Raw genomic sequence first — 12,285 nt, forward strand, 5'->3', positions numbered from 1 at the left:
TTGTAACCCCAACTCAGACACGAGGAATCAATTATGCGCATCATCCTATTAGGCGCACCCGGTGCAGGTAAAGGCACGCAAGCTCAGTTTTTAATGGACAAATACAACATTCCGCAAATCTCTACTGGCGATATGTTGCGCGCAGCTATTAAAGAGGGCACACCGCTTGGCTTAGAAGCGAAAAAGGTGATGGATGCCGGACAACTTGTGTCTGACGAGATTATTATTGGTCTTGTAAAAGAGCGTGTCGCCAAGGCTGATTGTGAAAATGGTTTCTTGCTAGATGGTTTCCCACGTACCATCCCTCAAGCTGATGCAATGAAAGAAAATGGCATCGATGTCGATCACGTGATTGAGTTCGATGTGGCTGATGAAGTCATTGTTGAGCGTATGGGCGGACGTCGTGTTCACCCAGGTTCTGGTCGTGTTTATCATGTGGTTTACAATCCACCCAAGGTGGATGGCAAAGATGATGTGACCGGTGAAGATTTGATCATCCGTGACGACGATACTGAAGAAACAGTACGCAAACGTCTTGCTATATATCACGAGCAAACTAAGCCGTTAGTTGATTATTATCAAAAAGAAGCGGCTGCTGGCAACACTCAGTACCATAAACTCGATGGTACCCAAGCTGTTGAAGCAGTCAGCCAGCAGTTAGCCGAACTGCTAGGCTAACCCCGCACTAAAAAAACCGCCTGAAGGCGGTTTTTTTTGATCTTAGCGATTGTTTTCAAAGTATAATCACTTTTAATTTAGCGTTTAGGACTTCATTGCTATGTCACTTGCTTTATCGCAAAGCGCCAGCCGTTACGGGGTGCTGTTAGTTAATCTTGGTACCCCTGATGCGCCCACGTCAAAAGCCGTTCGTGTTTATTTGCGCGAGTTTTTATCCGACACTCGCGTCGTAGAGATACCGCCAGCTGTGTGGTTTTTTATTCTCAACGGCATCATTCTTCCTATTCGCTCGCCCAAGGTGGCTAAAGCATACGCATCAATATGGCAGGAGCAAGGCTCGCCGCTGCGCGCAATTACCGAGCAACAAAGCATTGCCTTACGGCAGCACTTAGAACAAGGGACGGGAGAGGCCATTCACGTCGACTATGCCATGACCTATGGCAACCCCAGCATCGCTAGCCGTATTAAAGATATGCAGGCGCGTGGCATCGATAAAATAGCGGTGTTGCCGCTTTATCCACAGTACTCTGCGACAACCACGGCTGCGGTATTCGACAAGCTGATGGCGCATCTAAAAACCGTGCGTAACTTACCGGAAATTCGTTTCCTTAAGCACTACTACGAGAAGCCTAGCTATATTAATGCATTGGCGCAATCTATTGCCGATTACCGCGCTCAGCATGGCGAGGCGGATAAACTGATTTTCTCTTTTCATGGCATTCCTAAGCGCTGTGTTAAAAAAGGCGATCCTTACTTTGAGCATTGCCAGGCTACGGCGCAAAATACAGCAGCCAAGTTGGGGCTCAGTGATGAGCAATGGATGATGACCTTCCAATCGCGTTTTGGTGCTGAAGAGTGGTTAAAACCCTATACCGATGAGACTTTGGAAGCGTTGCCAGAGCAAGGGGTGAAAACAGTGCAGGTGGTTTGCCCGGCTTTTGCTGCAGACTGCTTAGAAACCTTGGAAGAGATTTCCGTGGAAAACGCCGAAGTGTTTAAAGAGGCGGGAGGCGAGAGCCTAGACTACATTCCCGCGCTTAATGATAGCGAGGCTCATATCACCTTACTGTCTGAGCTAGCCCAGCAGCAATTGCAGAATTGGTAATACGAAAGGCGCCACATAAGGCGCCTTTTTACTATCACCAATAAAACTGAGTCTATAAGCTATTCAGTGCTCTGATCGCATGATCGTAATTAGGCTCTTTGGATAGGTCGCTAACAAGTTGTTTGTAGATGACTTTGTGGTCTTTGTCCAACACCAAGACGGCACGGCTAAGCAAGCCCATATCTTTGATAAGTAAACCATACTGCTCACCGAAATCTCGCCATACTGCATCTGAGAGAGTCTCTAGCTTGTCAATTCCCTCTGCGGCGCAGTAACGTTTTTGCGCAAAAGGTAAATCAGTGCTGACAGTTAACATAGCGACTTGAGGGAATTCGCTGGCCACTTTTTCATTGAAGTGCTTTGTTTGAATACTGCACACGCCAGTGTCTAAGCTCGGAACTACACTCAATAGAACCGCTTTGCCTTGGTAGTCATTTAAGCTGCGTGGTTCAAATTGGGCATTCACGGTACGAAAATCCGGTGCGGCATCACCCACTTTGACTCCTTTGCCTAACAGGGTGACAGGCTTTCCTTGGGCTGTGACTTTACCAGCATCAATGGTATTGATAGTCTCGCTTTGCTGAGCTAGCGCCACAGTGCTGCAGGTCAACAGGGTGCACAGTGCTAATTTCTTAAACATAACGCTCTCTTTTCTATTTTCTGCAAAATCCTATGAACTATTATATCTATACGCCAGTACAAAAGGATATAGCGGCGGTGGATATTTAAATTGTGTTTATTGTTATCTTTTATTAACATTAATACAGGCTAGTTTGCGATCAACAACAATAACAACGCATTCCGATACGACTAACCACCATTCAACGATCATGCGAGTGAGGTACTGCCTGTCATGAAAACACCAGTGTTAATTTGTGATGACTCCACAGTTGCTCGCAGGCAGTTAGCCCGATCCCTACCCGAAGATTGGGAAATAAAACTGGAATACGCCGTCAACGGCGAAGACTGCCTAGATAAATTGCAGTCGTTTTCACCGGAAATCTTGTTTCTAGACCTCAACATGCCAGGCATGGATGGTTATCAAGTCTTGCAGGCCATCAAAGAGCGTAATATTCAGGTGCTCGTTGTGGTGGTCTCTGGTGATATCCAACCGACAGCGCACGAGCGTGTCCTTGCGCTTGGTGCGATTGATTTCATTGCTAAACCGTGCGATGCCAGCAAATTAGAGCAAATTATTGATCAGCACGGCATAAAAGATAAGGCGGCACGCCAACGTTTAGCCTTGCAGCTCGGGGAACAGCTTGACCCGGATATTCGTGACATTTATCAAGAGATCACCAATGTGGCGATGGGGCAAGCGGGTGACTTGCTCGCGCGGCTACTTAATGTATTCGTAAAGCTGCCCATTCCTAATGTAAACGTACTTGAAGTGAATGAGCTGGCAATGGCACTTCGCTCAATCGACCAAAATGCGGCAACTTCAGGCATCTGTCAGGGCTTTATTGGTGGGGGGATCTCGGGCGAGGCGTTGTTATTGCTTAATGACTCCAGCTTTAAAGAAATTGCTTCACTGATGAATTACGAGGGAGAGATCACCGATGCGGTCGAGCTCGAACTATTAATGGATGTCAGCAATATTTTAGTGGGCTCGGTACTTACCGGCTTAGCCAAGCAGCTTGATGTGGGTTTTTCCCAAGGCCACCCAGTGGTGCTCGGTCAGCATCGTGAAGTTGAAGAATTGGTCTCGGCCAATCGCTCGCGTTGGTAACGTACATTGGCGATAGAAATCAGCTATGGAATCGAGGACCACGATATAAATTGCGACCTCATGTTGTTGTTCACAGAAGATTCCCTGAAAACTCTCAAATACAAAGTCGAATACCTATTGGAAGATTAATTTATGCCTGCAGCTGATTTTAATATGCACGAAATACACTGGCTCATGGATATGTTTAATACCGTGGATGTGGGCCTTGTGGTATTGGACCGCAAATACCGGGTGTGCATATGGAATGGCTTTATGGAGAATCACTCTGGGCTGCTGCCTAGTGCAGTGAAAGACAAAGACTTATTCGACTTGTTCCCCAGCATTGATGAGAAGTGGTTTCGAACCAAAACCGAGTCAGTGTTTGTACTGAAAAATCGCTCATTCACTATTTGGGAGCAAAAGCCCTATATTTTTCGCTTTAAGAACTACCGTCCGATCACTGGTAAAGCGAACCATATGTACCAAAATGCGACTTTCATCCCGTTAACCAGTACCACCGGAGATGTGACTCACGTATGCATCATTATTTATGATGTAACCGACGAGGCAGTGAATAAAATCGAATTGGAAGAAGCCAATCGTATGCTAGAGCAAATCAGTCGCACTGACGGGTTAACACAATTACCTAATCGCAGCTTTTGGGAAGAAAGTCTGCAAAAAGAGTTTAAGCGTGTGAGTCGCTCACAAGGGCATGATAGCTTGTTAATGCTAGATATCGATCACTTCAAAAATATTAACGACAGTCATGGCCATGCGGCAGGAGATGAGGCGTTAAGACACATAGCCAACATTATAAGCAACACCTTGCGCGAAAGTGACATGGCTGGGCGTTATGGCGGTGAAGAGTTTGCTATTACTTTATATGATACAGATGCAGAAGGCGCCAAAGTATTTGCCGAGCGCTTGCGGGCACAGGTTGAAAGTTCGCAAGTGGTTGTTGACGAGGAAGTCATTAAAATGACTATCAGTGTAGGGATCGCTCAGTACGACAGCACTTTTGAGCAACATGAGCAGTGGGTCGCCGCAGCAGACAAAGCGCTGTACAAGTCGAAACAAGAAGGGCGAAACCGCATTTCTATCGCTAACAACGGCGCTTAATTAAGCGTCGCTGTTTTGCGCTGCAGGGCACTGACTAAGCAGTTGGGTGCTGCCATCTTGTTGCTCTTGCTCTAACCTCACCGCAAACCCCCATAACCGGTATAGGTGCTTCATCACTTCATCGCTTGAGTCCGCTAAAGGAATCGATTGATGTGGTACATAACGTAAAGTTAAAGAACGATCCCCTCTAATATCAACATCATAGATCTGAATATTAGGCTCATGATTACTGAGGTTGTACTGCGCTGATAGGGTTTCCCTAATTGCTTGGTAACCCGCTTCATCGTGAATAGCCCCGACTTCCAAGTGAGGTTGTTGAGCATCATCAACGATGGAAAACAATTTGAACTCCCGCATCATACGAGGAGAAAGGAATTGGCTGATGAAGCTCTCATCTTTGAAGTTTTGCATGGCAAAGTGCAGGGTCTCCAGCCAGTCACTGCCAGCATACTCCGGAAACCATTGTTTATCCTCATCCGTTGGGTTTTCGCAGATTCGGCGAATATCCGTCATCATGTTAAACCCTAAGGCGTAAGGGTTAATCCCCGAGTAGTAGTTACTGTTGTAGGGAGGTTGATACACCACATTAGTGTGGCTTTGCAGTACTTCGAGCATAAAGCCGTCGGTGACCTTTCCTTCATCATACAGGTGATTAAGTATGGTGTAATGCCAAAAAGTAGCCCAGCCTTCATTCATTACTTGGGTTTGTTTTTGTGGATAAAAGTACTGCGAGATTTTGCGTACAATACGCACAATTTCTCGTTGCCACGGTTCCAGTAAAGGCGCATTTTTTTCGATGAAATAAAGAATATTTTCTTGCGGCTCACGAGGAAAACGCTCGCGCTTTTGTTTACTGTGCGACTCAGCCTCTGGAATTGTGCGCCATAACTCATTAACCTGAGACTGTAAGTAGTCTGCTCGCTCTTTCTGTCGTCTCTTTTCTTCGAACAAAGAGATTTGCTGTGGCCTTTTATAGCGATCCACACCGTAATTCATTAGCGCATGGCAGGAGTCGAGAATATTCTCCACTTCATCAATACCGTATTTTTGCTCGCATTCGGCAATGTAGTTTTTGGCAAAGAGTAAATAGTCAATAATGGAACCAGCATCCGTCCAGGTTTTAAACAGATAGTTACCCTTAAAAAATGAGTTGTGGCCATAGCAGGCATGAGCCATGACTAGGGCCTGCATCGGCATGGTGTTTTCTTCCATCAGGTATGCGATACAAGGGTTCGAGTTAATCACAATCTCATAGGCCAGTCCCATTTGTCCGCGCTTATAGTTTTGCTCAGTTTGGATAAATTTCTTACCGTACGACCAATGGTTGTAGCCAATAGGCATACCGACACTGGAGTACGCATCCATCATTTGCTCAGCGGTGATCACTTCAATTTGGTTCGGGTAAGTATCAAGCTTATAGTGTTGTGCAACGCGTTTTATTTCGTCGCGGTATTGCTCAAGCAAATCAAAGGTCCAATCTGGACCATCACTTAATGGCTTTCGAGTCATAATCGCCCCTCATTACTAGGCGCTACGCGCCGTTTTGTTGGCGTTTTTCTTAAATAGCTCTCGGAAAATAGGATAAATATCATCAACAGCACGAATGTGCTCTATGGCAAAGTTGCCGAATTGAGCCGCGAGTTGCTCATATTCTCGCCACAAGCTTTGGTGTGCACGATTGGTGATTTCGACATAGGCATAGTATCGCACCATGGGTAAGATTTTGTTGCTCAGCAAATCGGCGCATTGCGGTGAATCATCTGCCCAATTGTCGCCATCGGACGCCTGCGCTGCGTAGATATTCCATTCACTGGATGCGTATCGCTCACTCACTATTTGATGCATCAGTTTTAATGCGCTGGAGACGATGGTGCCGCCAGTCTCTTGCGAGTAAAAAAACTCTTGTTCGTCGACCTCCTTGGCTTGAGTATGATGGCGGATATACACCACCTCAATGTTTTCATAGCTGCGGGTAAGAAATAGGTAGAGAAGAATATAAAAGCGTTTCGCCATGTCTTTGGTGGCTTGATCCATCGAACCAGAGACATCCATAAGGCAAAACATAACGGCCTTAGAAGTAGGGTGCGGACGCTTTTCGTAGTTGCGAAAGCGTAAGTCGTAATTATCAATAAAAGGTACCGCAGATATCTTTCGCTCAAGCACTTCTATCTGCTCAAGGAGCGCGTTAATTTTGGTTTGCTCTGGTACGGGGGCATGCTCAAGTTCAATCAATTGCGCTTTTAGTTCAGCGAGCTCGCGTCGCTTTGCTGCGGTCATCGCCACTCTTCGGGCAAGCGAGCCTTGTAAAGAACGAACAATATCAATATTGCTTGGCATGCCATCGCTGCAAAAACCAGCTCGGTGCGTTTTCATTTGTACCAGCTTATCGACACTGGTTTCTTGTAAGTTCGGTAGTTCTAAATCTTCAAATAATAAGTCTAGATACTCATCCTTTGAAATTGAGAATACAAACTCATCTTGCCCTTCACCTTGATCGCTGGCTTCGCCCTCACCAGCGCCGCCGCCTTGACCCTGCGGCGGGCGTTTTATTTTATCGCCTTTATTAAATTGGTCGTTGCCCGGGTGCACCTGCTCACGATGCCCCCCGCGACCTTGATGAAAAAAAGGCTCCTTGATGTCTTTGGCGGGGATAGAAATGCTTTCCCCGCTAGAGACATCAGTAACACTGCGTTTATTTATAGCGTCTGAAACGGCTTCTTTAATTTGCTTTTTATAGCGGCGAATAAAGCGCTGTCTATTTAACGTGCTTTTATTCTTGCCGTTCAGGCGCCTGTCGATAAAGTGCGCCATAAAACCTCCCTCAACTCACTACGTGCTGGTTACTGCGATTTGCGAACGCGCAAATACCACTCAGACAGTAAGCGCACTTGTTTCTGGGTGTAGCCTTTTTCAACCATTCGGTTAACGAAGTCTTCGTGTTTTTTCTGATCCTCTGCTGATGTCTTGGTATTAAATGAGATAACCGGCAGTAAGTCCTCGGTGTTGGAGAACATTTTTTTCTCAATCACTGTGCGCAGTTTCTCGTAGCTAGTCCAAAGCGGATTCTTACCGTTGTTGTGAGCGCGCGCTCGTAAAACAAAATTAACGATCTCATTGCGGAAGTCTTTGGGGTTAGAAATACCCGCAGGTTTTTCGATCTTCTCCAGCTCAGCATTGAGTGCGGCGCGGTCGAATAGCTGTCCGGTGTCAGGGTCGCGGTATTCTTGATCTTGGATCCAAAAGTCGGCATAGGTGACGTAGCGATCGAAGATATTTTGCCCGTACTCGGAGTACGACTCTAAATAAGCTGTTTGTAGCTCTTTACCGATAAATTCGACATATTGAGGGATCAGGTAGCCTTTTAAGTGCGACAAGTAACGTTCTTGCACTTCGGCGCTGTATTGCTCCCGCTCTATCTGCTGTTCCAATACATAGAAAAGGTGGACCGGGTTGGCAGCCACTTCACTGTGATCAAAGTTAAACACGCGCGACAAGATTTTAAATGCAAAGCGGGTTGATAACCCAGTCATGCCCTCATCGACGCCGGCATAGTCGCGGTACTCTTGGTAGGATTTGGCTTTAGGGTCGGTATCTTTCAGGCTTTCACCATCGTAGACCCGCATTTTTGAGTAAATGCTGGAGTTTTCAGGCTCTTTTAGCCGCGATAACACCGAGAACTTGGCTAAGGTTTCTAAGGTGCCTGGAGCACACGGAGCGTCGCTTAGCTCGCTGTTGTGTAGTAACTTATCGTAGATTTTTACCTCTTCAGTGACGCGTAAGCAATACGGCACTTTCACAATGTAAACCCTGTCTAAAAAGGCTTCATTATTCTTATTATTCTTAAACGTTTGCCACTCTGATTCATTTGAGTGAGCCAAAATAATGCCATTAAAGGGCAGGGCGGAAATCCCCTCAGTACCGTTGTAGTTGCCTTCTTGGGTGGCAGTTAGCAGCGGATGCAGTACTTTAATGGGCGCTTTGAACATTTCGACGAATTCCATCAAGCCTTGGTTGGCAAGACATAAAGCGCCTGAGTACGCGTACGCATCTGGATCGTTTTGCGCGTAATGTTCAAGTTTACGAATATCAACTTTACCCACTAGGGCGGAGATATCTTGGTTGTTTTCATCACCAGGCTCAGTTTTGGCAATGGCCACTTGATTTAAAATAGAGGGGTAGCGCTTTACCACCTTAAATTGACTGATGTCACCATTGTATTCTTTTAATCTTTTCGCTGCCCAAGGCGACATGATGGTACGCAAATAACGCTTTTTAATGCCGTATTCTTTTTCTAGCAGTTCGCCGTCTTCAATGGCATTAAAAAGGCTCAGGGGGTGATCATTCACCGGTGAGCCTTTAAGACAGTAAATAGGCACTTGTTGCATCAAGTACTTAAGCTTTTCAGCAATCGATGATTTACCACCGCCCACAGGACCAAGCAAGTATAATACTTGTTTACACTCCTCTAGGCCTTGTGCGGCGTGTTTTAGGTAGGAAACAATCTGCTCAATGGCATCTTCCATTCCATAAAACTCATTGAATGCGGGGTATCTTGGTACAACTCGGTTAGAGAAAAGCCGACTTAACACCGCATCTTGCGATGTATCGACCATTTCTGGCTCGCCTATGGCTGTTAGCAGGCGCTCTGGTGCCGTGACATAGGCTGTCTTGTCTTTTTTGCACAGCTCTAGAAACTCGCTAATGCTGTACTCTTCTTCCTGGGATGCTTCAAATCGTGATTGATAATGCTCGAAAATTGTCATACCGACCTCCAAGTTACCCGAAGCTGAGATGAAAGGGTGGAAAGATGCGACTCGGTACTTAAAGCGTAGACAGTAAAGTGAAATTTTGCGAAATATATTAGGAATTTAGTTATTCATATTTAGCGCTATGAACAGCCACAAAAAAGCCGCATGAGCATGGTGCGCACACGGCTTTTATCAACTTAGAACAAGCAGGTGAAAAAATTTCACCTATTTATATCAGCGGTTAAATTAAGCGCTGAAGTTCTGGTTTGCGAAGTCCCAGTTTACTAGCGACCAGAAGCCTTTAAGGTAATCTGGACGTACATTGCGGTAGTCAATGTAGTAAGCATGTTCCCAAAGATCAACGGTCAGAATTGGAGTTACGCCTTGCTCAGTTAGAGGCGTAGCTGCATTTGAGGTGTTAACGATATCCAATGAACCGTCTGCAGTTTTAACTAGCCAAGTCCAGCTCGAACCGAAGTTGTTTACTGCTTTGTCATTGAATGCTTCTTGGAACGCTTCAAAAGAGCCCCATTTAGCGTTAATCGCATCGGCTACAGCGCCGGTTGGTGCACCACCACCGTTTGGAGAAAGGCTGTGCCAGTAGAACGTGTGGTTCCAGATCTGAGCAGCATTATTGAAAACACCGCCTTCAGATGAGCATACGATTTCTTCGAGAGATTTACCTTCGAAATCAGTACCAGCAATAAGGCCATTTAGCTTTTGCACGTAGGTGTTGTGGTGTTTACCGTGGTGATACTCAAGCGTCTCTTGAGAGATATGTGGCTCTAATGCATTGATTTCGTATGGTAGTGACGGTAGTTCAAATGCCATGTTTTTCTCCATCTATCATTATTTGAAAAAAGGGCAAGCAGCTGCGCGCGGACTGCGCAAAGTGTACTGAATGCCATTATAGTGGTACTATAATTCCTGAGTATTTTACTCAAGTTTTAGCAAACAGCAACGCCAAAACGGCGACAAGTGCCTGATCCTGCGTTTACAGTAAACGTCTTATACGACGATTTTGCTACATCAGAGCAAAAAATATCGTGGTTGCCTTCATCACCGTCATGCTACGGTATCAACAGCGCGCTGTTTGCTTTAAAATTACTGCTAACGATAGACATTGTGGTCAAAGTGATGGATTTCAACACTTACCGTCACATTTAACAGAAATTGAGGTTGTACATGGAAACCGTTGAAAAGATTAAACAGCAAATTGCTGAAAATCCCATTCTGCTTTATATGAAAGGCTCTCCAAAACTACCAAGCTGTGGCTTTTCTTCTCAAGCAGCGCAAGCGATGATTTCTTGCGGCGAGCAGTTTGCTTACGTTGATATCCTACAAAACCCGGATATTCGTGCTGAGTTACCAAAATATGCGAACTGGCCAACTTTTCCGCAGTTATGGGTGGAAGGTGAGTTAGTCGGTGGTTGCGACATTATTATTGAGATGTTCCAACGCGGCGAGTTGCAGCCTCTTATTGAGCAAACAGCAGCAAAGTACAAAGACGCTGATAGCGAATAAGAGTAAAAAAGCCAGGTTCTCCTGGCTTTTTTATTAAGAGCCCTGTTCAGAGGCTTTGACTGATACCATCGATCAGCAACGCATTTCTCACTAAAAAAGCAATTTTTCGAATCCCTCGGTAAAAACTTTCTATCTGCACATCTTCGGTTAAACTTTGTTATTAATAGCAGTTTATTGGGCGTGCCTTGTATGTTCATGCTTTATATTCGTATGACCGTTTTAATTTTGGCAGTGGCCTTACTCCCCGCTAGCTACTCCTACGCGCAGCGTCAATCTATTACGATTGACTATCAAGTAAATGATGCAACCATGAGTTACACAGGCTTTTGGCGCGGCAGTACCTTTATTGTCGATGCAGGGTTCGAGCGTAATGTGATTGTCGCGACGCTTGATTGGCCTCCTTACTTGGGGCGTAATCAATGTCAGGGTGGCTGGCTATTGCATTATATGGCGGCGTTGCTATTGCAGGCTGGGTATAATCCTGAGTTCAGGTTTTTGCCTTGGGCTCGAGCGGTGCGCATGACTGAATTGGGTCATGCGGACATTTTAGCTCCTGAGTATGAAATAGAATCATCCGCGCCCTCAGACGTCATCCCTGGCAGCACGCGGCTTAATCACCTCGCATTGTCCTTAGCATTAGCGCATGCACCGGTGCATTATGTGGCTGCAGCAGACAGTGCTATCACCCAGGCCCCGCAAATATCGGAATTGCCCAATTACTCTCTTGGTATCGTTCGTGGCTATCAAAATGCCCCCCAGGTAGATCAAGTGATCGACAGTGGCCAAGTCATTGTTCAACAAGCTATAGATGATGCGCAAAACCTTAACTTAGTGGTTAACGGGCGCGTTAACCTCATTATTGGCGATCCCTTAGTATTACATACCGTTGCCAGTGCAAACGGTATTGACCGCGCTGCCTATCGAGTATTGCAACCAAGCATAACCAATCAGCCATTGTATTTTGCGCTATCGAAAACGCGGCCACAGTGGCAAGTGTTGATGCAAGATATCAATCAAACCATTCCTGTTGCCAATGCTCAGCAATTGCGCCAACAGCTTACTGAGCGTATTGACGAGCACTGTGCAGCTCAGGGCACATATTAAGGTGAATTTTTATTCGCAACATGAATAATTATTCATGCTTGTCCCATCTTTACGTTAACGTAAACGTCCGTTTTTAGGGTCGCTATTTACACGATTTGTAAATATGACACTGGTGTCATATAAAAAATAACGAGTATAAATAGTAAAAATACCTCTATACCCCCTTGCTTCGCATATGTTTACAAAGCGTGAAAAATATTCAAGAATGTGAATATGTATTCATAATTTCATTGACACTCTGTTTGCAAAGCGTTAGCGTTGACGGTCTGCTAGGCCGCCTGTGAGGGTTGCTTGCAACG

General features: G+C 45.6%; 10 protein-coding genes and 1 pseudogene. 6 read left to right on the forward strand and 5 right to left on the reverse strand.

Annotated features, from left to right (window positions below; all coding sequences use genetic code 11):
- Positions 1 to 33 precede the first annotated feature (33 nt).
- Both adk and hemH read left to right on the forward strand, forming a co-directional pair.
- On the forward strand, positions 34 to 678 hold the full coding sequence (adk, locus tag PRUTH_RS02975; protein WP_022946156.1) for an adenylate kinase: 645 nt from the start codon (positions 34 to 36) through the stop codon (positions 676 to 678).
- A gap of 100 nt (positions 679 to 778) precedes the next feature.
- Positions 779 to 1,783, forward strand: coding sequence for a ferrochelatase (gene hemH, locus PRUTH_RS02980; protein WP_045980309.1), 1,005 nt, complete (start codon positions 779 to 781; stop codon positions 1,781 to 1,783).
- A 52-nt stretch (positions 1,784 to 1,835) separates the two neighbouring features.
- Here the strand turns inward: hemH and tpx are convergent, their stop codons facing one another.
- A complete protein-coding gene (tpx, locus tag PRUTH_RS02985; protein ID WP_022946158.1) occupies positions 1,836 to 2,423 on the reverse strand; it encodes a thiol peroxidase in 588 nt (195 codons plus the stop codon).
- A 213-nt stretch (positions 2,424 to 2,636) separates the two neighbouring features.
- Here tpx and PRUTH_RS02990 point away from each other — a divergent pair.
- Positions 2,637 to 3,641, forward strand: a pseudogene (locus PRUTH_RS02990) (response regulator).
- 3 nt (positions 3,642 to 3,644) lie between these two features.
- Positions 3,645 to 4,610, forward strand: a complete 966-nt coding sequence (locus tag PRUTH_RS02995; protein ID WP_045980310.1) for a sensor domain-containing diguanylate cyclase — start codon at positions 3,645 to 3,647, stop codon at positions 4,608 to 4,610.
- On the opposite strand, the gene PRUTH_RS03000 is transcribed toward PRUTH_RS02995, so the two are convergent.
- The 4 genes from PRUTH_RS03000 to PRUTH_RS03015 all read right to left on the reverse strand — a co-directional run bounded on the left by PRUTH_RS03000 (position 4,611) and on the right by PRUTH_RS03015 (position 10,189).
- Complete coding sequence (locus tag PRUTH_RS03000; RefSeq protein ID WP_045980311.1) at positions 4,611 to 6,119, reverse strand: SpoVR family protein; 1,509 nt, start codon at positions 6,117 to 6,119, stop codon at positions 4,611 to 4,613.
- A 15-nt stretch (positions 6,120 to 6,134) separates the two neighbouring features.
- On the reverse strand, positions 6,135 to 7,421 hold the full coding sequence (locus PRUTH_RS03005; protein WP_045980312.1) for a YeaH/YhbH family protein: 1,287 nt from the start codon (positions 7,419 to 7,421) through the stop codon (positions 6,135 to 6,137).
- 29 nt (positions 7,422 to 7,450) lie between these two features.
- Positions 7,451 to 9,373, reverse strand: a complete 1,923-nt coding sequence (locus tag PRUTH_RS03010) for a PrkA family serine protein kinase (RefSeq protein WP_022946163.1) — start codon at positions 9,371 to 9,373, stop codon at positions 7,451 to 7,453.
- A gap of 231 nt (positions 9,374 to 9,604) precedes the next feature.
- A complete protein-coding gene (locus PRUTH_RS03015) occupies positions 9,605 to 10,189 on the reverse strand; it encodes a superoxide dismutase (protein ID WP_022946164.1) in 585 nt (194 codons plus the stop codon).
- A 354-nt stretch (positions 10,190 to 10,543) separates the two neighbouring features.
- On the opposite strand from PRUTH_RS03015, the gene PRUTH_RS03020 reads away from it, so the two are divergent.
- Positions 10,544 to 10,882, forward strand: coding sequence for a Grx4 family monothiol glutaredoxin (locus PRUTH_RS03020; RefSeq protein ID WP_022946165.1), 339 nt, complete (start codon positions 10,544 to 10,546; stop codon positions 10,880 to 10,882).
- A gap of 189 nt (positions 10,883 to 11,071) precedes the next feature.
- Positions 11,072 to 11,986, forward strand: coding sequence for a substrate-binding periplasmic protein (locus tag PRUTH_RS03025; RefSeq protein ID WP_151172489.1), 915 nt, complete (start codon positions 11,072 to 11,074; stop codon positions 11,984 to 11,986).
- Positions 11,987 to 12,285 lie beyond the last annotated feature (299 nt).

The organism is Pseudoalteromonas ruthenica (assembly GCF_008808095.1).
In the GTDB taxonomy this organism is placed as follows: Bacteria; Pseudomonadota; Gammaproteobacteria; order Enterobacterales; family Alteromonadaceae; genus Pseudoalteromonas; species Pseudoalteromonas ruthenica.